Annotated in this window: 20 protein-coding genes; 8 read left to right on the forward strand and 12 right to left on the reverse strand. The window is 56.3% G+C overall.

Annotation, left to right across the window (positions count from 1 at the left end):
• Positions 1–18: 18 nt before the first annotated feature.
• Together M4951_RS14455 and M4951_RS14460 are read right to left on the reverse strand one after the other, a co-directional pair.
• On the reverse strand, positions 19–1,557 hold the full coding sequence (locus M4951_RS14455; RefSeq protein WP_262022361.1) for a hypothetical protein: 1,539 nt from the start codon (positions 1,555–1,557) through the stop codon (positions 19–21).
• Between the two features lie 558 nt (positions 1,558–2,115).
• Complete coding sequence (locus M4951_RS14460; RefSeq protein ID WP_262022362.1) at positions 2,116–2,292, reverse strand: hypothetical protein; 177 nt, start codon at positions 2,290–2,292, stop codon at positions 2,116–2,118.
• A 666-nt stretch (positions 2,293–2,958) separates the two neighbouring features.
• On the opposite strand from M4951_RS14460, the gene M4951_RS14465 reads away from it, so the two are divergent.
• From M4951_RS14465 to M4951_RS14495, 7 genes are all read left to right on the forward strand, one after another.
• Complete coding sequence (locus tag M4951_RS14465) at positions 2,959–4,128, forward strand: efflux RND transporter periplasmic adaptor subunit (protein WP_262022363.1); 1,170 nt, start codon at positions 2,959–2,961, stop codon at positions 4,126–4,128.
• Positions 4,129–4,141: 13 nt separating this feature from the next.
• Positions 4,142–7,657, forward strand: a complete 3,516-nt coding sequence (locus tag M4951_RS14470) for an efflux RND transporter permease subunit (protein ID WP_262022364.1) — start codon at positions 4,142–4,144, stop codon at positions 7,655–7,657.
• A 583-nt stretch (positions 7,658–8,240) separates the two neighbouring features.
• The gene (locus M4951_RS14475) at positions 8,241–8,870 is read left to right on the forward strand and encodes a GntR family transcriptional regulator (RefSeq protein ID WP_262022365.1); all 630 of its coding nucleotides are present in this window, start codon (positions 8,241–8,243) and stop codon (positions 8,868–8,870) included.
• Positions 8,867–10,912 carry an exo-alpha-sialidase gene (locus tag M4951_RS14480; RefSeq protein ID WP_262022366.1) on the forward strand — a complete coding sequence of 682 codons (2,046 nt, stop codon included), beginning with the start codon at positions 8,867–8,869 and terminating at the stop codon, positions 10,910–10,912. Before M4951_RS14475 ends, M4951_RS14480 begins: the two co-directional genes overlap by 4 nt.
• Positions 10,913–11,007: 95 nt before the next feature.
• Complete coding sequence (locus tag M4951_RS14485) at positions 11,008–11,736, forward strand: RraA family protein (RefSeq protein WP_262022367.1); 729 nt, start codon at positions 11,008–11,010, stop codon at positions 11,734–11,736.
• An 81-nt stretch (positions 11,737–11,817) separates the two neighbouring features.
• Positions 11,818–12,834 (forward strand): DUF1559 domain-containing protein, encoded by a 1,017-nt coding sequence (locus tag M4951_RS14490; RefSeq protein ID WP_262022368.1) that lies wholly within the window; start codon positions 11,818–11,820, stop codon positions 12,832–12,834.
• A 140-nt stretch (positions 12,835–12,974) separates the two neighbouring features.
• On the forward strand, positions 12,975–13,439 hold the full coding sequence (locus M4951_RS14495; RefSeq protein WP_262022369.1) for a hypothetical protein: 465 nt from the start codon (positions 12,975–12,977) through the stop codon (positions 13,437–13,439).
• A 34-nt stretch (positions 13,440–13,473) separates the two neighbouring features.
• Here M4951_RS14495 and M4951_RS14500 read toward each other — a convergent pair whose 3' ends face one another.
• From M4951_RS14500 to M4951_RS14520, 5 genes are all read right to left on the reverse strand, one after another.
• Positions 13,474–14,166 carry a rhamnogalacturonan acetylesterase gene (locus M4951_RS14500; protein ID WP_262022370.1) on the reverse strand — a complete coding sequence of 231 codons (693 nt, stop codon included), beginning with the start codon at positions 14,164–14,166 and terminating at the stop codon, positions 13,474–13,476.
• A 38-nt stretch (positions 14,167–14,204) separates the two neighbouring features.
• Positions 14,205–14,882 carry a family 16 glycoside hydrolase gene (locus tag M4951_RS14505; RefSeq protein ID WP_262022371.1) on the reverse strand — a complete coding sequence of 226 codons (678 nt, stop codon included), beginning with the start codon at positions 14,880–14,882 and terminating at the stop codon, positions 14,205–14,207.
• Between the two features lie 157 nt (positions 14,883–15,039).
• On the reverse strand, positions 15,040–15,240 hold the full coding sequence (locus tag M4951_RS14510; protein WP_262022372.1) for a hypothetical protein: 201 nt from the start codon (positions 15,238–15,240) through the stop codon (positions 15,040–15,042).
• Positions 15,241–15,254: 14 nt separating this feature from the next.
• A complete protein-coding gene (locus M4951_RS14515) occupies positions 15,255–15,479 on the reverse strand; it encodes a hypothetical protein (protein ID WP_262022373.1) in 225 nt (74 codons plus the stop codon).
• Positions 15,480–15,861: 382 nt separating this feature from the next.
• The gene (locus M4951_RS14520; RefSeq protein WP_262022374.1) at positions 15,862–16,371 is read right to left on the reverse strand and encodes a hypothetical protein; all 510 of its coding nucleotides are present in this window, start codon (positions 16,369–16,371) and stop codon (positions 15,862–15,864) included.
• Between the two features lie 187 nt (positions 16,372–16,558).
• Here M4951_RS14520 and M4951_RS14525 point away from each other — a divergent pair, with 187 nt between their 5' ends.
• Positions 16,559–16,837: a hypothetical protein gene (locus tag M4951_RS14525; RefSeq protein ID WP_262022375.1), complete on the forward strand. Its 279-nt coding sequence runs from the start codon at positions 16,559–16,561 to the stop codon at positions 16,835–16,837.
• A gap of 39 nt (positions 16,838–16,876) precedes the next feature.
• Here M4951_RS14525 and M4951_RS14530 read toward each other — a convergent pair whose 3' ends face one another.
• Genes M4951_RS14530 through M4951_RS14550 form a run of 5 tightly spaced genes read right to left on the reverse strand, consistent with a single transcriptional unit; the run spans position 16,877 to position 24,081 of the window.
• Positions 16,877–18,022 carry a hypothetical protein gene (locus tag M4951_RS14530; RefSeq protein WP_262022376.1) on the reverse strand — a complete coding sequence of 382 codons (1,146 nt, stop codon included), beginning with the start codon at positions 18,020–18,022 and terminating at the stop codon, positions 16,877–16,879.
• Positions 18,019–19,662 (reverse strand): hypothetical protein, encoded by a 1,644-nt coding sequence (locus M4951_RS14535; RefSeq protein WP_262022377.1) that lies wholly within the window; start codon positions 19,660–19,662, stop codon positions 18,019–18,021. Before M4951_RS14535 ends, M4951_RS14530 begins: the two co-directional genes overlap by 4 nt.
• Positions 19,663–19,668: 6 nt before the next feature.
• Positions 19,669–20,406 (reverse strand): LamG domain-containing protein, encoded by a 738-nt coding sequence (locus M4951_RS14540; RefSeq protein ID WP_262022378.1) that lies wholly within the window; start codon positions 20,404–20,406, stop codon positions 19,669–19,671.
• A gap of 8 nt (positions 20,407–20,414) precedes the next feature.
• A complete protein-coding gene (locus M4951_RS14545; RefSeq protein ID WP_262022379.1) occupies positions 20,415–23,336 on the reverse strand; it encodes a hypothetical protein in 2,922 nt (973 codons plus the stop codon).
• Positions 23,337–23,358: 22 nt separating this feature from the next.
• A complete protein-coding gene (locus M4951_RS14550) occupies positions 23,359–24,081 on the reverse strand; it encodes a hypothetical protein (RefSeq protein ID WP_262022380.1) in 723 nt (240 codons plus the stop codon).
• Positions 24,082–24,321: the final 240 nt, after the last annotated feature.

Raw genomic sequence — 24,321 nt, forward strand, 5'->3', positions numbered from 1 at the left:
CGCCGTCGGATGTCGCCCCTAAGGCGCATTGGCTCGTTCGAAGATATCCCGCCAGAAATTCCGCGATTCGCGGTGCATTTCCAGGATCTCGTTCCGTTGGTCCCCATCTTCCAGCTGAATCGCTGCGGCCCGCTCAAACACCCAATCGTAGAAGAACTTGGCCGACGTCTTGCTGATCCGCGGCAGATCCCCAATCTGAACATAGTACGGGCCGGTCAGCGCAAATCGGTAGGTCTCCGGCACTTCGGCGACTGCGCGGACCAAAAACCAACCACTCTCGTCAAAAGGTATCTTCGGCAGTCGCCCTTGATTTTTGACAAGTTCGTCCAGCCGCACTTCCTGTTCGACCTGACCATTTTTGATGACTTCAAGATAGGCGATCTTGTCGCGGGTTCCCAAATTTAACGCCACTTCAATTTCGAGGGATTCGCCAGCGGGCGCCGTAAACAGGTCCCCCGGAAATCGGTTCTCGATAATGGGGCGAATCATGGGACCATTGGTCACCATCACGCGGCCAGCCGCCAACTCGCGCCACCAGGCGTCATACGAGAACTCGCCGTCCAAATGAACGTAGACCCGGTTGTAGCCCGGCGGATTATTCGTCGCGCCTGATCCGCTGGCCGCCGAAGGAGGAATCTGCAGCCCGCAGTTGAGCAGATGAAAATAAATCTGCTGCGCCCAGCGAGCTTTCCCTTGCGGCCCCGGAAACAACAATCGATCGGCGGGCCGAGAACCAGGCGCCGGTTTCGCCGAACTTCCCTTCATCTCTAACTCAGGTCCCGCGATCACTACTGAGTCGACCGCATCCAGGGCGATCCAGAGCGGCAAATCCCACGCGGTTGCATCCGCCGCTTGATGAACACGCGGGTTGCTCTTCAACTCGTTGGCGAAACGGAGCGTCGACGGAAATTCAGGCTTTGCCGATTGCAACGCCAACGGCGCGTCGACATTGGCGAAGATCATTCGCCCCCCTGCTCTTTCATCGCGTCCCCCCAACCGCCACCAGGCTCGGTTGCCGCCAAAGATCGCCAGCGGCTCGCCGATCGGTTTGCCGGCATAGACGTTTTGCTTGTTATCCCAAACATGATTAACCGCGACATGCAGATCTTCGGCCAGCATCAGCGTCTCGATGTCTATCTCGCCGCGTTGCACATACAGATCGCCCGACCACCAGCCAGCGGCCGCCATGTCGACAAAGCGTGTCATCTCCAAAGTCGAGTTATCTTCATCCCCGCTCTTCAACTCGAAATAGCCGGAGCGCGTGCGGTACTCAGGACCGGTCTCCATTTCAAACGTGTACCGCCCTGGCGCCAGCTCAAGATGCAACTCACCGGTAAACGAAAAGTGATCGTCCAGATTAGGAACGCCTGGAATCCGTTGTCGATTCCCACGCGGATTAACCAGATGCATCCGAGCACTGAGCGGAGCCTTCGTCTCGGAATCGACCACTTTCAGATGCAACACTCCCTTCGCCGCCAGTGCTGGGACAGCGGCGACAGATGCCGACGCGCAGATCAGGATCACCGTTAATCGCCCTAGAATCAGCAGTTTCTGCACGGCATCGCCAGCTAAAAGAGAATCGATTGGGATTGGATCGTTCAATCCTACCCCAAAAATAAGCGCTCGCGCAATTGCCTCGCGGTTATCCATCACGTACGACGAACTGGATATCCGCCGATACGATGTCAATGGAGCGGGAGAATCCTCCGCTACCGACCACCACCGGCAGACGTTGAATGGAATTGAGTTATCCATGCGCTGCAATCGGGTGGGAAGGAGCCCCTATAAATCGGCCCGCTTGGCAAATCATCAAGGGCCTCGCACTGATCGCAAGAGTCGGCATATTATTTGCTGATCCAGGGCGCGAGTTACATTAATAAGTGTTCATGTAGAACGCCCGCAAGCGGCGAAAATCAGCGCCTCCAACGCTCCTCACGGCGCCAAGAAATCAGGCTGCTATCAAAGCCTGAAAGCAGGCGAATTGAGAGCACTTTTTTCACTCCTGTCGACGGCGAAAAAGGAGCGTACTGAACGGGATCGCATGACGTGCAATATTGACGCAAAACCATCCACAATGAACCACGCTGCTCAACAAAGTCGATCACGAACCCGGCGTTATCTTGCGTCCTGCAGAACGATATCAGACGCCGTCACTGCATCGCCGATTTCTTCGTGAAACCCTATAAATACCGGCACTTCCACGTCACCGCCACTTGCGTGCAGCATCTTTCTATTGGGAATGAGAGCAATCGCTAGCGACTTGAAAAGCGACGCAAACTTCAAATTCAACATGCGTTTTTCTCCATCAAGTTTGCTGGACGACTTGGCGCATCTGTATCGATTTTTCGGCGAGCTATCTACGACACATTTCGCGTCCCATTCTCTTGAGTTGAAGCTCTTTAATTCGAGTCGCCGGCAACACCGTTCGGGGATCTAAAAGAGGCGGTGACAGCGACCAAAATTGGCCACGAATCGCAATTGGCGCCTACGGATAGTCGCAGTTGCCCACTTCCAGACCGCGCGATAAAAATCCCTTAGTGTAGGTAAGTGATCCTCCACGACGAAGGTGCACGCTTGAGCGATTCACGATCGCCAGATTGGAGTGAGAGCGAGCTTCAGTTGGCCGTTTCCTTTCATTTCATCTGGATCCGAGACACGCCGCCCCCACCTGCCCCGATATAGCAACGCCGAACCTTCGATTTTCGTTTTAGCCAGGCATTAAGAAACGTACTTAGAGCCATCCTGACGGAGATCGTACTGACGCTGCAGACACTCCATCGCGCCCTGCTTCGATAGGAACCTTACGGTCCCTTGCAGAATTTATGATTCCTTGAAAACAAGGGTCGATTCGACCCGCTTGGGCATTCACTTTCGTCTCGTTTAGACGTATCGCGACATCCCCAAAGATTGTTCTCCGGGCCTTTCCAGGCTGGTAACTTAGAGGTACGCACGAGCAATATGAAAATCTCAGCTATTGCAGCCGTCATCTTGGCGCTGGTTTCTCTTTCTCTGTCCGGCTGCGAGACGCAGACGGCCGAATCGCACGAAGCCGCGCATGCGGAAACGTCAGAAGCGGCGCATGGGGAAACCCATGGCGAAACGCACGAAGAGGGACATCATGAACATGTCATTCTGGTCACCAGCCCGCTTCGAAAAGATGTAATCAGTACGCAACAGTACGTCTGTCAGATCCACTCGTGTCAACACATTGAAGTTCGCGCCTTGGAAGGTGGATATCTAGAAGAGATCCGCGTCAACGAAGGTCAGGCGGTGAAGAAGGGGGATCTTATGTTCAAGATCCTGCCGACGCTATTTCAAGCCAAACTCAACGCCGAAGTCGCCGAGGCCAACCGAATCGGCATCGAACTGAAGAACGCACAAACGCTCAACCAAAAAGGGATTGTCTCGCCGCAGGAACTTGCAATCAAGCAGGCCGAACTCGCGAAGGCGCAAGCCAAAGTCGAACTGGCGCGGGCCGAATTGGACTTTACCAACGTGACGGCGCCTTTCGATGGCATTGTGGATCGTCAGCACTGCCAGCTGGGAAGCTTAATTGAAGATGGAGACGTGCTCACCACATATTCCGACAATAGCGTGATGTGGGTCTACTTCAACGTCCCAGAGGCGCGCTATCTCGAATACAAGTCAGATCTCGACGACAATCCGAGCGCCGATCCGTTGCAAATTGAACTGAAGCTGGCCAACGGCAAGGTCTTCTCTCAGCCGGGCAAGATTGGTGCGATCGAAGCCGATTTCAACAATACGACCGGCAACATTGCGTTTCGCGCAGACTTCGATAACCCGAAGGGGTTGCTGCGCAACGGCCAGACCGGCACCATCTTGATCCACCGCACTCTGAAAGATGTGATCGTCATCCCGCAGCGAGCGACTTACGAGATTCTCGCCAAGCGGTACGCTTTCGTCGTCGACAAAGACAATGTCGTTCATCAGCGCGACCTCACGATTGAAAGCGAACAGGATGACATCTTTGTGATCAAAGATGGGCTCGAAGAGGGTGACAAAATCATCCTCGAAGGAATTCGACAGGTTCGTGATGGCGACAAAATTGAATTCAAATACACCGCTCCTGAAGAAGTTCTTGGCAACTTGAAGTATCACGCAGAATAGGTAGGCCCCGGTAATGTTCTCGAAATTTCTGCATCGACCGGCGCTGGCGATCGTCATCTCGCTGCTCATTTTGTTTATGGGCGGCCTGGCGATTACCTCTCTGCCGATCTCCCAATTTCCATCCGTCGCACCGCCAAGCGTGGTGGTCGCGGTCTCTTTCCCCGGGGCCAGCGCTAAGATTCTGGTCAACTCGACGCTCGTGATTATGGAACGAGCGATCAACGGCGTGCCGAACATGCGGTACATGACTTCCGCCGCAACGAGCGCCGGCGAAGCGTCGATCATGATCACCTTCGAGCCGGGCACTGACCCGAACGTCGCGGTCTTGAACGTCAATAACCGCATCCAGATGATTAAGAATCAGCTCCCTCCGATCGTGGAGCGAGAAGGCATCATCGTCATGCAGAACATGACGTCCATGCTGATGTACGTGAACGTTTACAGCAAAGACCCCAACCACGACCAGAACTTTCTCTACAACTATGTCAGCGCCAACCTCTTGCCCGAGATCCAGCGCGTGCGGGGCGTCGGTCGCGCCAAGATCCTCGGCAACCGCGCTTATGCGATGCGCGTCGAGTTAGACCTGGACCGCATGCGGGCCTATAACGTCTCCTCTGCCGACATCATGGAGATGATCAAAGAGCAAAGCATCATCGGTTCGCCGGGACGATTGGGTCAGGCGACCGGAACGACATCGCAAACCATCGAATACGTGCTGACCTGGGTGGGGCGCTACGACAAGCCGGAACAATACGCCGAGATTATCTTAAGAGAAAACGAAAAAGGGGAAATCCTGCGGCTCAAAGATGTGGCCAAAGTCTCGCTGGGCTCCTCGTTTTATGACCTCTATTCGGATATCGACGGCTTCCCATCCGCTTCGATCGTGCTCAAGCAAACTCCCGGCTCCAACGCCGCGGACGTGATTGAGCAAGTCAAGGATAAGTTGAAAGAATTTAAAGACGAGTCGTTCCCGCCGGGGATGGACTACGCGGTCAGCTACGACGTTTCCAGCTTCTTGGACGCATCGATCGAGAAGGTGCTGCACACGCTATTTGAAGCGTTCATCCTGGTTTCGCTGGTGGTCTATCTGTTCCTCGGCGACTTCCGCAGCACGCTCATTCCCACGCTGGCGGTTCCGGTGTCGTTGATCGGAACTTTTTTCTTCATGAGCATGTTTGGGATGTCAATCAACCTGATTACGCTCTTTGCGTTGGTGCTTGCGATCGGCGTGGTGGTCGACGACGCGATCGTCGTGGTCGAAGCCGTGCACGCCAAGATGCACGAGAAGCATCTCTCTCCGTATCTGGCCACCAAAGAAGTGGTCGGAGAGATCAGCGGCGCCATCATCGCGATTACCTTGGTGATGACCTCGGTGTTTATTCCGGTCTGCTTTATGCCGGGCGCCGTCGGCGTCTTCTATCGCCAGTTCGCGCTGACGATGGCGATGTCAATCGTGCTCTCCGGCATCGTCGCTCTGACGCTGACCCCGGTGCTGTGTGCGATGATTTTGAAGCCCCACGCGAAAGCCGGAGACAAACAAACCGGTCTGATCGGCTTCGTGAATCGCGCTATCAAAAAAGTCGCCGGCCCATCCGCCAACATCGTGCGTCTGGTGCTATCGATAATTCTCGGCTTGGCTGTCGGATACGGCGTCTATGAGTTGCTGCATATTGAGTTCGTTCATGAATTGGTTTCGGAACAATTGCCGCTAACGCAACAACGGATGATCATTATCGCCAGCGTCGTCGCGGTACTGGCCATCTTTACCTTCCGGTCGATGTTCTCGGGAAGTGAGCCGGGCGAAACGAAGAAACGCGGGCCGCTTGGCATCTTTTTGCATTACTTTGACCGCGGCGTCGAAATGGTGACCGGCGGTTATGTCGGCATTGTGAGCCTGATCGTCACGCGACGGTTGGTGACCATGATTGTCATCGGCGCATTTAGCTATGGCATCTTGGTGGTGAATCAGATTCTCCCCTCCGGCTTTATTCCGCTGGAAGATCAGGGCGTTATCTACGGGATCATCCAGACCCCTCCAGGATCGACGCTCGAGTACACCAACTCGAAGGCCCACGAACTGCAGAAGATCTGTCAAGGATTTGATGAAGTCACCTCCGTCACTTCGTTGGCCGGCTACGAAATTTTGACCGAAGGTCGCGGTTCGAACGCGGGTACCTGCCTGATCAACTTGAAGCCTTGGGCCGATCGCGAACTAACCTCGAAAGAGATCATTGAACAGCTTGAGGAAAAAGGGCAAGAAATCGCCGACGTGAAGCTGGAGTTCTTTGAACCGCCCGCCGTTCCGGGGTTTGGCGCCGCCGGCGGTTTCTCGCTCTGCTTGCTCGACAAGACGAACAGCGGCAACTACGAAGCGTTCGGCGAAGTGACCGAAAACTTCCTGGCCGAGCTCGGAAAACGGAAGGAGCTGAAAGGCATCTTCACCTTCTTTGCAAGCAACTATCCGCAGTATGAAATCATCATCGACAATGACGTGGCCATGCAGAAAGGGGTTACCATCGCCGATGCGATGGACAACCTCTCGATCGTCGTGGGCAGCACCTGGGAACAAGGCTTTATCCGTTTCGGTCAGTTCTACAAAGTCTACGTTCAGGCCGCTCCCGAGTTCCGACGCTACCCCGAAGACTTGGAGAATATGTTCGTCAAGAACGACGAAGGGGAAATGGTTCCCTACTCGGCGTTCATGAAGCTCGAAAAGTTGCAGGGGATGAACGAAATCAACCGCTACAACCTTTATACGACCGCGATCATCCAAGGCGCTCCGGCGAGCGGTTACAGTAGCGGTCAAGCAATCGCGGCGATTCAGGAAGTCGCCGAACAGACGCTGCCTCACGGTTACGGCATCGGTTGGCAAGGTCTCTCGTATGACGAAGCTAGTAAGGGAAATACGGCGATCTATATTTTCATCGTCGTCGTGATCTTCGTCTATCTGGTTCTGGTCGGGCAGTACGAAAGTTTCCTCTTGCCGCTGGCGGTGCTCGCTTCGTTGCCGGTCGGTTTGTTCGGCTCGTTTCTGATGCTCAAAGCGATGGGATTGGCCAACGACGTCTACTGTCAGATTGGCCTCGTCATGCTGGTCGGTCTGTTGGGTAAGAATGCGATTTTGATCATCGAATTCGCCGTCCAAAGGCGCCACGAAGGGCTGAGCTTGCGAGACGCGGCGATCGAAGGCGGCAATCTCCGCTTCCGTCCGATCGTGATGACCTCGTTCGCGTTCATCGCTGGTCTGATTCCGTTGGTGCGTGCGACCGGTCCCGGAGCGATCGGAAACCGAACCATCGGCACCACGGCGGTCGGCGGCATGCTCATGGGTACGTTGATCGGCGTCGTGGTCATTCCCGGTCTCTATTACCTGTTCGCGAAGATTTCCGACGGTAAGAAGCTGATTCGGGATGAACATGACGACCCGTTAAGCGAGATCCTAGAACGGCATGACGGGCACGGGCATAGCACCGATGTCGATGATTCCGATGAAAACGAACCACCGGAAGCGGAAACGCCTGCCCATTGATGCCCCCCAATCTTTGTTGGCCCCGTCGATAAGACGGGGCCAACAGACTTGAAGTTACAGCCGCCGCTTCTCTTCGTAGCCTGACGCGCCCGTTTTGAGGTGGCGCTATTTCCCTGGGTTGGCCGCGATAGCTCCGCTATCAGGGCCGACGAAGTCGGTAAGAGGCATCGAGCCGCGGTCGGACTTACTTCGGTGGTCGCTATACCGCTGGAAATGGCGAAAAGCCCCTGAACTGCTTACGGGGAACCAATGCCTCCTACGGCTGCGCCGCCGCGGATAGCGGAGCTATCGCGGTCAACCGGGAAATAGCGCCACCTCAAAACGGGCGCACTGGGCCCACTCTCGCTGCATTTCTAATCGCTGAAGAACGGTCGCATTCTCGATACCGGGAACCTTGCGAGCGATCTCTACGACGTTGGCGACCGACAACCTTGGATCGGTTCCCACCTACCAGACCGCAAGCTTGCAGTATGGAAAATATTTTTGTTTTTAAGTATTGTCCCCGGCCCAGGTCGCATCTAACATGTTACCTAACATGACAGACGCGATCATGATTTACCGCTAAAGCAGGAAACCGAGGTTCATGAGTCAAGAGACCTACGCCGAGCAGGCCTATCAACAAATTATGAATCGCCTGCTCAAGCACGAAGTGGCCCCCGGCGAACCGATCGATCGACGGGAGCTCGCCAATCAGCTGAACGTGAGCCTTCTGCCGATCTCCGACGCGATTCAACGGCTGACTTATGAAGGCTTTCTGACCACTCGACGACGACAAGGAACCTTCGTCACCGTTCCCAATCGGAACGATATCCAAGATCAGCTCCTTCTTCGTGAAGCGCTGGAGTGCCAAGCGAGTCGCATCTATTTCGGCACATCCATTCAGTCCGCCAAACGCCAACTCGTCAAACTAGCGAAGGCCGCGGATAAGGCGGCGATGGAAGGGCGGCAAATCAGTTCGGAAGACTACGCTTTTCATACGGTCCTCATCAAATTGACTCAGAATAAGGCCATCATCCATTGCTTCCAGCGCGTCAGCAATCTGACTCTATTTCAACATATTTCGCTGATTAGTCCCGTAAAATCCACCGCCTACGATGGTCACCGGGAACTCTTAGAAGATCTGCTTGCAGCGACGACAGCCGATCAGGCGGAAGCGCGCATTCGCAAACACATGCACATCGGCAAGTCGCAGATCTTGGGAGATCCTCAATGAACAGTCGAGTCTTTCTACCGTTTTGGGCGCAATGTGGTCTCACGGCGACAGCGATATTTCTGCTGGGATTCGCAGTCCCCGCAGGTACGCAGACGCTTGCCGCACAGGAGATGACGCGTACCGATATCTTCACGGCCGGCGAAGGAGGATACGAGCTTTATCGAATCCCGGGGATCGTCGTCTCGCGCAGCGGCGCCATCTTGGCCTATTGCGAAGCCCGCAAAAGTGAGTCAGGGGACTGGGGACAAATTGACATCGTTATGCGAAGAAGCGTCGATCAAGCTAAGACGTGGTCGCCGCCTCAAAAAATTGTGGATGTAACCGGTCAACTGGCCGTGAATCCGGCGGCAAAATCGCAAAACCTGGATCAGCTCGACGAGAATACCGTCCATAACCCGGTTGCTATCGTCGATCAACAGACCGGCGCGATTCACTTTCTTTACTGCATTGAATACATGCGTTGCTTCTATATGCGCAGCGATGATGACGGCGTTACCTGGACGAAGCCGATCGACATCACAGCAACGTTTGACCAATTTCGTCCAGACTACAACTGGCAAGTCCTCGCCGTCGGTCCAGCGCATGGAATTCAGCTGGAGCAAGGCCCCTATTCGGGTCGCCTGGTCGTTCCGGTTTGGCTTTCGCTGGGAACCGGCGGCTATGGTCATCGCCCTTCCGTGACCGCGACGATATACAGCGACGATCATGGTAAGACGTGGAAATGCGGTGAAATCGCGGTTCCTCACACGCCGCAGTTCCTCAATCCGAATGAAACGGCGATCGTCGAATTGTCTGGCGGCAAAGTGATGTTGAACGTTCGTAGTGAATCAAAGCGGCATCGTCGTCTCTCAACGGTCAGCGCCAACGGCGCCACCGACTGGTCGTCGCCGCAATTCGACGAGGCGTTGCTCGAACCGATCTGCATGGCGGGGCTACTGCGCGTTCGAGACGCCAATGCAGGCAAATCGAATCTGATCGTCTTTTCCAATCCGCACAATCTATCGCGACGCGATGGGAAAGAACTGCCGGGGACACTGCGCGATCGTCTGAATCTGGCGATCAAATTAAGCGAAGATGACGGCCAGACCTGGATCGCTCATCGAACGCTAGAGCCGGGGTTCAGCGGCTACAGCGACCTGGCGCAGCTCACCAGCGGAGAACTGCTTTGCATCTACGAGCAAGGCAGCACCAACAATGACAACCTATTTCGACCGACACATTTGACCGTCGCCAAACTGGATCTGGACTGGGTGCGCGGTGCGGACTCGAGCGAAGCGGTCGAAACGAAGAACGAGACATCGGCGCAACGTCCGCTCCGGATTCTTCCCTTGGGAGACAGCATCACTCGCGGTTCTTACTTGACAGGCTATTCCGCCGGTCCGTTTCTGGAAACGCCGATTGGCTTGCCCAGTTGGGATGGAGGAGGCTATCGCAAACCGCTGCAAGATCTCCTGCGAGCGGCGCACGTTCCCTTCGACTTCGTCGGACCGTTGAACTACGGCGCGTTCGGCTCGGCAGGAAAGGTCGCCGCTGGCTTTGATCCCGATCATTGCGGCGCGGCGGGCTTCTCGAACCAACGTCTGCTTCACGGTGGAGACGTGCCGACGCCGCTGGACGTCCTGCATGAACAGGGAGTTGAAAAGCTCTCGATTCCCGGCGTCGCCGAGGTCCTGGATCACTACCGGCCAGACGTAATCTTGTTGATGTCGGGCGCGAACGGCCTCAACGCCGATGCGCGGGATCAACTGATCGAAACGATTGTCCGACGCAGCGACGCGCATCTCTTTGTCGCCACAACTCCACCGCAGCGCGCACCGCGTGCAGGCTGGGAGCAGGTCGAGAAATACAACGCTTCGCTGCCGGCGACCGTTCAGCGCTGGCAAGACGAAGGGAAGCATGTCACGCTGGTCCCGATGCAAAAGGCGCTCGGATCTAACGACCTGCTTGCGGACGGAGTTCATCCCAACCGCGCAGGGCAAGTGAAGATCGGAGAGACTTGGTTTCGCGCGCTCCTTCAAGCAGGCATGCTGACGCCTCACTAGCCTCCTTTGTCGCCGCGGCAGTTTCCAAATGTTTGACAGTCTTCACTATCCCCAAGTCACCGAACACTCTACCTCTGACACTGAGCACCGCCTTCATGCGTCCGATCGATCTAGAACAGCTTGCGAAGTTTGATACGCCCACGGTCTGTAACGTGATCGAACTGTTTGACGTTCGTCCCCGCAATTCCGGCTACATGAACGCCGAGATACGCGCCTGTTTTCCGCAGCTTCCACCGATGGTCGGCTATGCGACGACGGCGACGTTTCGCAGCATGTCCCCTCCGCCGCAAGGCAAAGCGTACGGCGGATTGAACGAGCAGTTGAAAGCGTTGCCCGAATTGCCGGGACCGGCGGTCATGGTCTTTCAGGACATTGACCAACCGACGGTCGCAGCCACGTTCGGCGAAGTGATGTGCACAATGTACAAAGCCTATGGATCAGCCGGTTTAATCACGTCCGGTGCGGGGCGCGATCTCGATCAGGTGCAAGCGTTAAACTATCCCGTCTTTACAAGCGGCACGATCTGTTCGCACGGGTATTGTCACCTCCCGGATGTTAACGTTGCCGTGACCGTCGGAGGAATTTCGATCACGCCAGGCATGCTGCTTCACGGAGATTGCAACGGCGTGACGACAGTGCCGCTGGAGATCGCTGACGAGATACCGGACGCCTGCACCGAACTGATGCGGTGCGAACAATACATTTTGGATTACTGCCGACAAGGGAACGTCACTCCGGATGGCCTCGCCGCGGCCCGCGCAGAGTGCGACGCGGGAATTCGGAAACTCGCCAGTCAAATCAGTCGCGGAGAGCGGCCTCATTAAACAGGCAATGCATGTCGCCGCCAGACTGCACCGCAATGACATTTTTCATAATGTAATTTTTCCCTTTTCTGGAGTCTTGTCATGAAAATCTCTTCTGCAAGGCAAGCATTTACGCTTGTCGAACTTCTGGTTGTGATTGCAATTATCGGCGTGTTAATCGCTTTACTGTTGCCGGCAGTACAGCAAGCGCGTGAAGCGGCTCGCCGGATGCAATGCGCGAACAATTTGAAGCAAATCGGCCTGGGACTTCAAAACTACCACGACACGTTTCTCACTTTTCCCTACGGCGGCTCAGTGGTCTCAGGCGTAAACTGGGGGGCGGGCGGAAGCACCGGCCAAGGTCTGTTCAACTGGCGCAGTTTCATTTTGCCGTTCGTCGAGCAAGGCTCCCTCGCAGATCAGATGAAGTCGGAAATGGGAACGACGTCCGACTTCGTCGCCGGCTCTGGAACGGCCGCCTGGGCGACAAAAGTCGAAGGGCTTACGGCGGCCCAAACGACGGTAACCATGTATCAGTGCCCGAGCGATTCTGGCGCTTCACGAGATTCGGTGGCGATTTCCTGGAGTAACATGCCGCACTTTACGGGTCCGATCGCCAGCTACTACGGTTCTGCGGGGCCAACTGCAACCGGCTCCACGACAACACCGACGAGTCCTTGTGCGCTGACGACCGGATGCACGATCTACGGCCCCGACAATGACCATCTCGGTGCAGCCGGCACGACGTCACCAGGGATGTTCGTCGAGCGAGCGAGCAAGATCGGAATGCGTGACGTGACCGATGGTACTTCAAACACGTTGATGGTGGGAGAGGAACGCAGCGTCAGCGACGACGGCTATCCGTGGCAGTTGAGCCATTGGATGGAAGCAGTCAGTTTGGGATCGACCATCAAAGGGATCAACAGCGACATTCGTACCTCCACTTACGGCTCCACTGTGGCCAGCTACTACGATAAGAGCTTCAGTAGTCTCCACCCCGGCGGAGCGCAATTCCTGTTTGTCGACGCGTCGGTTCACTTCCTCCCTGAGACGATCGACATCCGAACGTTCTGTAACCTGGGAACCAAAGCCGGCGGCGAAACGTTGAGCGACTATTAATCGCGGCATCCCCCTTCCGTTTGTCTCCAACAGCGTCATCGGTCTCCACGATCCGCATTCGTCGCGATCCTGGAGACCGAATCCCCAGGGATCTCATCCCGATTCGCAATGAACAATTCACTTAGGCGGTGAGGAAAACAATGAATCGCAGCGATCAACAAGCGAAGCTGGGCGTCCTTTGGGCGCTCTCAATTTGCCTGCTGGCTGGATGCTTCGGAGAGAATGGCCCCTTCAAGGTTCCGATAACTGGAACGGTTGAATTTCAAGGAGAGCCGATACCGGCCGGGACGATCGCTTTCGCTCCAGTCGACCCGGATCAAGGCAAGCCGATGTCGATCGAAATCACGGCAGGACAATTCGCGACCCCACCTGGTCAAGGCCTGATCGCAGGCCGCTATAAAGTAGTCGTAATTTCGACGGCGCTGTATTCGCCCGGCGCCGATCCGGCCACCGACGCTCCACTGAAAAAAGCGATCGCAATTCCGAGCGTCTACGGGCGTCCCGACACCAGCGACCTGGAAATTACGATCTCGACCGATGACCGCAAGATTGAGAAGCAATTCGTGCTCAATCATGGAACTTCGCGTAACGAAAACATACGCTGAGCTCGTGCAGACATTCCGCCAGGCGGCGCCCTGATTACTTCAGATGCGGCGCCAACGCAGGCGCGACAACCTTCAACTCTGCGACCACCAATTCAGCGATCGCGTCAGCGCCCTGTTTGGTGAAGTGCGTGATGTCCGTCGCCGTAGGATTGTACTTTGCGCTTTCGGCAGGCCCAATCTTGTTGTGATGCGCGACGCTGATCGTATAGAGATCCAAAAACGGCACGTTTTGTTGCTTGGCGACGGCTTCCGCTTTTTTAGCGTAGACCGGCAATGGCGCTTTCACGATATCATTTCCGTCCCGCGGTAGAATCTTGTCGTTGTCGTCGAAACCGCGTCGTGTCACCGAGCTTAAAACAATCGGCTTTCCGCCCGCGTTTTTCACACGCTCGACATACGAAGTGAGCTCGGCGCCGTAGACGCTCGTGTCGTATCGCTTTTGATCATTGTGGCCAAACTGAATCAGCACATAGTCGGGCTTCTGCAACAACAGCTCGTCCAATTTCTTGGAGAGGGACTGCAGCGTCGCGCCGTTTCTGGCGTAGTTCAGCACCTTCGTCCGCTCGGTCACCATTTCAGCGAAGGAAGGCCCCCAGCCATAAGTGCTGGCGACCGTCGAATCGCCGATCAAACCGATCGTGAGCGGTTTTTCCTCGGCGGCCAACGCTGGCGCACTCAACAGGATCAGAAGTGAGAAGACCCATCCGTGTGAAACTTTTCGAGACATATTTTACTCCTTGGTGCAATTCGATGGTATGCCGATGATTATTTTTTCGCTGCTGCTTTCCACACCGCGAGATTGCGGAATTGGGCGCCTTCGCCGCGGGCGACCATGCCGACGCGCCCTTTGCGATCGTGGAACCGTTCGTGCTGCGCTTCGATCGTCTGTTCGTCGATCCGGGCAACCCAGCGATCGCCGCAGACTTCGATGACGATCGTATGCCAAGCGACTGGGTCGATGTCGACCTGGATGCGCGTCAGTTCTTCTTTACGAGTCTCTTTGGCGATGCCGCTCATTTTTTGAATCCAAATCGCCTTGGGAGTAATCACGACGCGGCCCAGGTGATGGTTGGGATTGTTGGTGTCACGACAGACGAAGCCAACTTGCGGCGAATCGCCCAGGCGGAACTCACCGCTTAGCGCCAAATCGCCGAGATCGGTCACGTACTCGCAAACCGCTTCATGGCCGTTGGGGCGCTTTTCGCTCGGCCCTTCTTGGATCTCGTACGCAGCGCCGTCCACAATACTCCATTGGCCAATCCCGCCGCGCCAACCGTTGGCGCCAGGCTTTCCCTTGACGCCAAACGCGGCCGGCTGGTCGAACTTCTCGAAAGTAACGAGATCAATCGGCAGACAAAGTTGCGTCGCCGGAGGTGCTGGATTTTCGGCCTGTACCGGGGAAGCCAAGCACATCAGAGCGACAATCGCGAGGGTGCGGTTCATGAATGGAGCTTCGGAGGACGATGGAGACGACAAACCAATCTATTGGAAGATAGACCAGCGGCGAGTCCGAGTCAAAGCAGGATTGGAGCCGCCGCCTGACGGCTCCAATCCGTTGCTTTCGTCCGTACAGCAGACCGTACGCGCAGTGCGGTGCATCTCATGCGGCTGAATGTTGAGCGCTGATCTCACCGTCGGTTCGATCGAGTACGATCTCGGTCGCCAGCGGCAGCGCCCGTTTTTCAAACTCGACGATAAAACCGCGTGCATCTTCCAGCGAATCGGCGCGATAGATAGCGACCGGCATTTCGGCAGCGAACCGCGTGTACGTGACGACGAGATACTTGTTCATGATCTTCATTATTCCCGTTCTCCCTAAAGTTCGCTCAGTTCAAATTGGGTCGTCGCAGCAGCACATTGCACGTCAGATTCCGCATCCTCATCGGCTCCAGTCGTCCCATCTCCTACGCAGTCAATCTGAAACGTGCAGACAAGCTGACGCTTACAAGCGGCGCAGCGTCGTAACAGACAGCGCTGACGAACGAGTGAAGCGGTGGTCTCGTCGACAGGCGATGTCGGGCTGGTTCGTCTCGGCAACATAGGTACCTACCTGGGGCGCAAAGAAGTTGGGTCGATAGAGTTTCAGACAGTTCGGCGGCTCAAGAATTCGAGCAATAGAGGCGACGTCAACGGCTGTCGCGGCCGGCAGCAACCCAGCACTGTCTTGGTACGATCATTTCGATTACGAACTATAGAATAGTGAACATTCGTGCACTGTGCAAGCACTATTTTGAGCCTTGTTTTTAGGGGGTTTTTGCGTGAATTGCCGGGACGCGCGAAACTCGAAAGAAGAAACAAGTCGGCTCGCCAAAACGACGAGAAAACCGGCCCTCCGCGCGAGCCCTGAGAATGCGGATCGCCCTGCAAAAGAGAGTCGAGAATCGCTGCTCACTTCGTCATATTGCAACTCATCAACAGGCTTTTATTCCACCGGCGGCGGCAACTTTTTCTCCGAATGCCGCTTCATCAACTCCTCGATCGTTGGCGGCGCGTCGACACTGGAAATCACCGGCAAATCGGCGACTTCATAGCGGTAATAATCTCCCCACGCACCTACCAACAAAAACGTCTGACAATCGGACGGTATCGAAAAGCGATCAGCAAAGGTAAGTTCCTCTTCGGGTCGTCCTCGGTTTAACGTCACCCAACTGCGAGAAAGCGTCACCCACGGGCGTTGCTTCCCCCAAACCGAGACAGCGGAGCAATAATAGAGCGTGTTGGCCTCTTCTTCAAAATAGACAATCGATTCCGAATCGGTCTTTTGGATTCCGTAGATTCGAATCTGTCCCGGCGGATAGATCGACACCGCACGATATCCCAGGACGCCGCCGCCGCTGGCCAGACCAAGTGTGACCAGAAGTGACAATGCGAGAATAATTCGCACGGCTTTTCGATTGCTGGTCGAAACCATTTTTTTCGGCAAGGCGTTCATGGTTGCTGATCTTTTTACTCAGAGGAGTCGTTCATTCCTGGCATGCCGACGCAAAAAAAATGACTCCTGGGAAATATCATCGCCAAGGGTTTGCATGCCCCTACGAATAACGATACGGTAGTCACTTCGCGACACAGTTCGCAGCTCTCTTGGTCTTGATGAATAGTGGTGAAGCAACATGGCATTTATGCGATTCGCAAGCATAGGCTTTGTCAGTCTAGTCGCAATTGTCACAATTGCAGCAGGCAGCTATCACTATGGTTATACGACCTGCTATCGTGAGCTGAACGACTTGAATCGTCCCGAAGTCGGCAATCTACTTACGCCCGGCGACAATACGATGATTCACCGCGACTTGCAGCGTCAGTGCATGGATCTCGAAACCCAATTGATCACCTCGCAACGCGAAGTACAACGACTAAAGTCTCTTCTCAACCAACACGAATCGCAGTTCACGCAAGACTAAGCGACGCAGGACTAGCACATCGCCAGATCAAATCCTGACCTACATCAGCGCGGTCGCCCAGCAGTTAAGGTAGCGGATTTCTAATACTCCTGTCGCGGCGTTGACCAACTGAAAGCGGTCTCCTTTTTCGGCGGCTACGATCGTAGAGCCAGAAACGTTTACGAAATACGAATCGATCTCTTCAAACTGAGCCCAGTTTTCAGGTCGAGTGTAAACTCCTTCTTGCCAGGCCGGCAGGAAGATTCCGCTTTCGTCGTCGATCAGATCGATATCGTGCGCGGCGCCAACGTCAAACGAGTTTCGTTCGACCAGAAAACCGAGCGTCATCCCCCGCAGATCGACCCCCGCTTGCACCGCTTTGATCGATGCGGTGAATCCCAACTGGTAGACTCCGGCGTTGTTGCACAAGATCTGCAGCGCCCCTTTTTCGGCTGCGGCGATCGCGGTTTGCGTATCGCCGTCGCGCGACGGGGGCAAATTTGGGGTTCCCCAGTTCACTTGGCTATAGTCCGGGGCTCCTTCAGGCGCGACGGCGGCGTCGTAGGTGCGATAGGCGAAGTCGACAATGCTTGAAAGCTGCGGACGCGTCGCGCCGCCGGCCAAGGAGGCTCGATTGCTTTCGAGGATCAACCCGACGCCGGCATACGGATAAACGTATTGGCGACGGCGTTCTTCCGTTTTAAAGTACCTCGTCGGCGCCGAAAATGAAGGAGTCACCCAACCAACGCGAAACCGTTGCTGTGGTTGTCGGCGATCGCGATAGTCGGTTGTCGGACATCCGTCAAAACCGAGAAAGCGAAACGCCGACCCGCCGGCGATCAGCCCAAGACAATCGCCAGCGGCGCCTAAGAGCGAATCGGGGCGAACCAACGCTTGATGATCGACGCCGTCACTCGCGTCTTGTCGAATCAGTGCTTGCACGATGGCGCCCTGCGAGCAGCTTCCGCGCGTTGCAGGCGGAACCGCTTGCGGACCATTGACAAACAATAGAGCCGCATCTTGAAATGCGGCATGCGGCGCGTCGACCAGGGCCAAACGCAACAACGCGTCTTGATCGGCCGTTTCAATTGCGCCCAGTTTGGTGCTGGAACGCGCAGCAATGGTCGCCGGCGACATCACGGCGAACGGCGGGATCTCCTGCGAACCGCGGTTTACAAACGACAGCCAGCGTGGGGCGGAAATCATCGGCGTTCTCCTCGTTGTTCGCGGCGGCGTTCGGTGCGTGACATTTCAACGACACGTTCCAGCAGACGCCGTTCGCGATAGCTCATTTCGACAAGATCGTCTTCGCGGTTGCGGCTGACGATCGTGCTTCCCTTGCCGCTGCTGTTGATGATCCAGCTCACTTGGCGGATCGCGCCGTCAGGCTGGATCGGCCAAAAGCCGTCGTATGTCAACGTGCCAGGCTGCGAAGCCTGCAGTTCTTTGGCGGTCGCTTGCAGATAATACTCGGCCTGTCGTTTGACGTCGGGTTCGTTGCTGACGACCTTTTTCAACTTGTGATTGAAGTAGACCTCGCGGGCAATGTCGTCACGCAAGATCGTTAGCGCCGCCGTTTGTCGCGCCGGTTTCTGGGGCGAGACTTCCCAGCGCACGACGCCGCGCGTCTGTTTGTCGCGGCGCTGACACGCGATTCGCAGTTTTAACTTTGCCGGGTGAACCTCGTAGTTATCGTCGACTTGTCGATGGAGAAACACGGGTTCCGTGAAAATCACCAGACCGCGCTGATGGTCGACAGTGAAACCGCGGGTATAAAGATCTTGCGGCACGTCGTTCAAATTGGGATCGGGCTCTTCGTTTTCGCGCGTCTGCGGAAAGGTCGCCGCTCCTTTTTCAAACAGGCCATAAACCCACGGCGGACGACGCCGCATCGTCTTGTCAGGCAGCTTGTCCGCTTCGACCTGATGCGGCAGCAGCGGCAACACTTCGGCGATCTGCTCGATCCTGTTCTCCCGTTGTTGGGGATCGCCTGGCAGCGTGAATTTCGGCTGAATCTGGTAATACTTCCAGACGCAGCTTTGCGCTAATTCGCGGTGCGCGGCTTCGACATTGGGCAATTCCAGAACTGGTTCGTTTTTCCAGCCTTCTGGTTTCGGTTGGTAATGAACGTCATCCAGCGCCACGATATCGCCGTTCGGTTCGACGGCCACCGGCGCCAAGTCGAAGTCCATTTGATAAACATTGGGCGCCGCGACAAACTTCAGCGCCGCCGGCGTCTCGGGCCAATCGTAGATCGCTTCGCCGGCGATCGCGGCCAGCGTGATCGGCAGGGTCTCGCCTTGCCCGGCTGGTTCGATCGCCACCGATCCGCCGATCTTCAGCACCACGCGACACCCACAAGCGTCGGCCAGATCGGCCAACGCGAGCGCCGGGATCTTATAGTCCCAGAGAACGTAGGGACGCAGCTGATTCGGCATTTTTGAAACGTCGAATCGACGCTGTCCCATCGCTTCTAGACAAAGCTGCGCCAGCGCTTGCGGCGTCTTTTCCGTACCGTGCGCAATCGCTTCTCCATCGTCAACGCGAATATTATATTCGCCAGAGATATGGCCAAACCGCCAGCGCCAGCGCTGATCAAGGATTTCGACCCGCGCTATCGATCTTCCATCGCCGCTGGCTTCGATGGTCAAGCGGTCAAATCGGCAATCAGGCATTTGGATGACTGAACCTGCATAGCGAAAAAAGGCCGTACCTTCGGCGATCGGTCGAATCGCATCGGGCGCTCCGCGGATCGTAATCCGCCCCGGCGAAATCCCATGCGAGAGCGTGTAACGAACTTCCGAAAAGTCCCCAATTCCGGGATACTCAAAAACGGCTTCAGGCATATTCATTTATCGTCGCACCCCCAAGTTGCCGCCGAGTCCGAGGCGGTGGATTCGACGCGGGCCGGCGCTGTCGCCACCGCCACCGCCTGTCACCAACATCATGATCTCTTCGTCGGTCAGCGCCCGATCGAACGAGAAGAATTCGGCGAGATTGCCGGTCAAGTAACCAGATCCAAGCCCGAAACGCGTGAAGGTTCCGAAGGTTGTGTTCAACTCTTGCGGCGATCCCGATGACGTTGATAGCGTCACTTCCGCGCCGTTAATAAACGCCTCCACGTCAGACGTTGACGTTGCGCCTACCGGCACGCGAATAGCGACATGGAACCACTCGCCCTCTTCAAGGACTGCCGGACCACGCACCCTGTGATAGAAAAAGTTAATGTCAAGCAGGGGAGACTCTGTATCCAAATCGTAAACCGAAATCACCAACTCGTTCCCCAGCGTAACGAGTCCATCGCTTCCGTCGGCCGATGTAATTTTCGCCCAAAACGCGTATGTCCTTGGGTTCGCGCCGCCAGTGAAAGAGGTTGCGGGGTTCTCAAATCTTACGTTTGAAAATCCCCCTGGACTGAATTGATAAGAGTATGGCACAAACTCATTCGGCCCAGCTTCTCTAATTGAGCTAGCCGCGTTCAAGCCGTCGTTGCCTGTGGCTGTTTGATCGGCAGCCGTGGCTGACGAATCTTCATCTAGCTTCCAGTAACCGATCAAGTCTGGATCGGCTTGCAATGCTGCGTATGACATCTCGCCCCCTACGAATAGTAGATTTTCAACAACACGTCCGCCGATGAATCGGTCACCATCCGCAGCGCCACCGCATCGGCGCCCGCGATCGGGAAAAACTCGCTGCCGTCCGTCACGATCGTCTGTCCGTCCGTGTCGTTGTCGGCGTCGTGAACCACGATATCGGCAGTCGGCGCGACTACGTCAATTTGGATAATATCAGCGGCGGTTTTGGTCACTTCGCCGATCGTCGGATGCGCGTAGCTCGCGGTCGTCAGCATCGCCGCGATTGTTTCCAGCGAATCATCGACCGCAACGACGACCATGCGCATCGCCGCCGCGTACAGGGTAATGCTCACGTCTCCACCTCCTTCACTTTCTGAGGGCGTCCAAGATCCCCTCGCGATAATAATGTCGTTGCCCAGGTTGGAAAATCGCGTTGTGCCTTGGTAGTGGATCGACAGCGAACTTTCGGCGTTGACGACTTCCGCCGTGTCGATCACGTCCGCCGCATCGCCGTAGACGTTGATTGTGTTCGTCGCCATCTTCGCGCGTCGGTCACCGTCAAAAATCAGTTGACCGTCGCCGCTAACCGCTGGATCGCCCCCCAGCGTGCCGGTCGAGAGGTAGTAGAAATCGCCCCCCTCCACGCTCAGCGACTCGACGCCATCGGTCCCGCGCAAGTAAACGTCGCCGGCGGTGGATTGAATCGACGTGATGTCGGTTCCGCTGCGCCCGGTGATCGTCAGTTCGCCGCCATCCTTGGTAATGTCGCCAATCGTTACGTCATCACCCAGGTAGACCAACGCGTCACTGTCGCGACTGCTGACGAAGCTCACGTCCAGTGATGACAGCACCGCGGCCTCGCCAGCTCCGACCGCGACACCGACTGTCCCTTTGTAAACCGTCATCACGTTGCTGGCGTGCGTTCCGATCCAATCGATCGCGTAGCCGTCCGACGCCGGTGAGCCTGCGTTGTAGACTGTGATCGACGTTTGAGCCGAACCGTTGTCGAGCCGGATCAACGGTGATCCGCTCCCTTCGCCTTCGCCGATGCGGGTCGTGGTCGATCCGATTGCAAGATGCGTCGGCAGGTACTCATAGAAGCCGGCGGCGTTCTGGTCCGGCAAACCGATCGTGCCAGTGAAACTTGCCCGCACGTCGAGCGAAAGGAGCGTCACGGCGGATTGATCGAGTCCGTACAAAATGTCAGACGCCGAGTTTTCAATTCGCACGTCGGAACCATCCACCGGGAGACTGCCTTGGCTCCAGTTAGCCGGCTCGTCCCAGTGATGTGGTCCGGTCCCGGTGGTCGTGACCGTGGCAATGAACGACTGCGCATCGTCGCCGGTCAAGTTTCCCCCATTGCCAATCATGGTTGCGACGTTGGTTGCGGCCAGGGAGCCCTGAAACTCGACAATCCACGGCCCACCTAGAGAGCGAGTGACCGCGACGGCGTCGATGTTCGACAGCGCTTCTATCGCGGCCTCCACGGTCCCCGCTGACGCGTTGTAGGCGAGGGCGCTCGTCGTTTGACCGGAGTAAGTGAGCGTGAACGTGCCGCCGCTGACGCCGGGGGAAAGTGTGACTGCTTGCCGTTCATTGACGGGCGATAGCGCCGTTTGCACTGTATCGATTGCGCCTGATCCGCCCGTCAGGCTGGAACCGTCACCGATCAACAAGGAAACGTCGGTCGTCGCCAAGGCTCCTTGAAACTCGATCGTGTAGACACCAGCGTCGAGCGTGACCGCTACATCACCGCTGCCGATATTCGAAAGCGCTTCCAAGGCCGCTTCTACGGTTGCGGCGTCGGCGTTGTAGGCTAGCGCGCTCGTTGTCTGTCCTGAGTAAGTGAGCGTGAACGTGCCGCCGGTCGGTGAGCCCTGCAGCGTGACGGTCTGGATTTCGTTGACGCCAGTAGCGGACCCATTGGCAATAATGGACACGTCCACTGTCGCCGTCTGGGATCCAGTTACAGACCGCGTGAAGACCAGCGGGTACTCAATTTCCTGCCCTCCAAGAGTGCCGATAAACTCAACGTCATAGACCCGCTGCGATGCTGTCGAGGAAACGAGCGTCACCGTGATATCGGTAGGACCAATCAGTGAATGATCGTCTAGTCTCGACTTCATTCCGGCAGCAGTGGCGAAGTGGTCCGCGCTGTAAAAAAAAGGCAATACCTCCTCCGCCTCTTGCCCTGGTCCCCGCCACTTAATTGAAAACAGAGTGCTTTCTGTCTCGATCGCACCCGAACTGGTGATCGTCAATCGCTGAATCGCATTGCCGCCAATGCTTCCTTCGACGATCTCTGTCACCAGCACCGACCCTGCGGTCAGGCTCGACGTATCTACCGTGACAGCGGAAACATTTGTATTGGCGTAAGTCGCCTTAAACTCGATAAGCCACGGCCCGCCATCGGCGCCGGTCACCGCTATGTCGCCGCTCTCGATGTTCGACAGCGCCTCTAAGGCTGACTGAACCGTCGCCGCGCTGGCGTTGTAGGCGAGGGCCGATGTCGTCTGCCCATCAAATGTAACCGTGAACGTTCCGCCGGTAATCCCAACTGGTAGCGATACCTGTTGAATTTCGTTGCGGCCAGCGAAGGGGTCTTGCGCGTTGGTGATCGAGATTTCCCCAACGCCGCCGTTGTCGGCTAACGTTTCCACAAGGAACGGACGTCCATCGTCGGCGCCGATAATCACAAGTCCGCTGCCGAATTCGCCGCCGATCTCGATAGTCAGGCCGGCCAGCTTGGGTAAGTCTTGGACCGCTTCAATCGCCGCCTGCAAGAGGGCGTAGATTTCTCCGGCAGTCCCGTTGGTTGAGCGCGCAACGAACTCAACCCCGTTAAGGGTCAGCGTGAAGTCGTCGCCGATCTCGATATTGTCGGCCACGATATCACAAACCTGCGCGCGCCCCTGGGCGTCGCCGCGCCATACAAAAAGTGCCATTGTTGGTTCTTGCTCCGTAGGGTTAAGCGAAATGAGGACGTCCAGCCAAAGGACGATCCGACTCGTAGCGGATCTCCCAGCTGAGCGAAAAATCAGTAAAGTCGCCGCTCGAGCGACGCTTGCCGCCGCCATACGTCAGGCGAGGAGATTCAACTGCGTACTGCTGCGGAAACAGAAAGCCTGGGAAGGTTGGATACTGCAAATACCCGACCGCTTGACCACTTTGCACCGCGCGATAGATCGTCTGTCGACGGGTGATCTGCGGCCGCGGTGGGCCGAGCTTCGTTTCGGTCCACTCCACGCGACGATCGCCGCCCGAGAGGGAAAGGGACTCACGAAAGTTCAACAGCGCCGTCGCCGCATTCTCGATCGGGATCTCCGCTTCCAGCGTCACTGCAAAGGTCCGCTTAGTCGCGTACTCGGCGCCGCCGCCGTTCGGGAAGTCAGGCCCGCTGATCACCCGCACGCCGCCGACCGCGCGGTTGTTCTTTAAGACGTGCTGACTCGGCGTGACGCCGTCCGATAGCAACAGCGTCGCGTCAAACCCGCCGCCGCGATACGCGGCGACCAGCGCGGCGATCTTCGTGTCGATGTCCGTTTGCCCGCCGCCGGTGACGATCCCTTGAATCTGCCAGGTATGAAGCTGCGCGAGAGGAACGCCCCCTTCGCTCAGCACAGGCCGCTGCGTGATCGACAGTTGCGGGCCGCCGATCTCGTGCGTGTAGTCGCCGATTTTTAAGTACATTGCGATTGCGCCCATTGCTGGTTACGATGTTGAAAATGATCAGCACAGAGACCGACTCTGCGATTCGCTGAGGCTGTGCTATTCTTTGTGCGTACGAAATTCCTAAGACAATGGCTTGTTTGCATGAACGCCCCACCTCCCGTTAGACCTGCTGTTCGCGCCGCTCGAATTGTGGTCACGTTCTCGTTGATAGTTTCTGTACTTGTTATGTTCACGACTGATTCGGACAATGTTGTCCTC

Origin of the sequence: Blastopirellula sp. J2-11, from assembly GCF_024584705.1 — a bacterium.
Taxonomy (GTDB): Bacteria; Planctomycetota; Planctomycetia; order Pirellulales; family Pirellulaceae; genus Blastopirellula.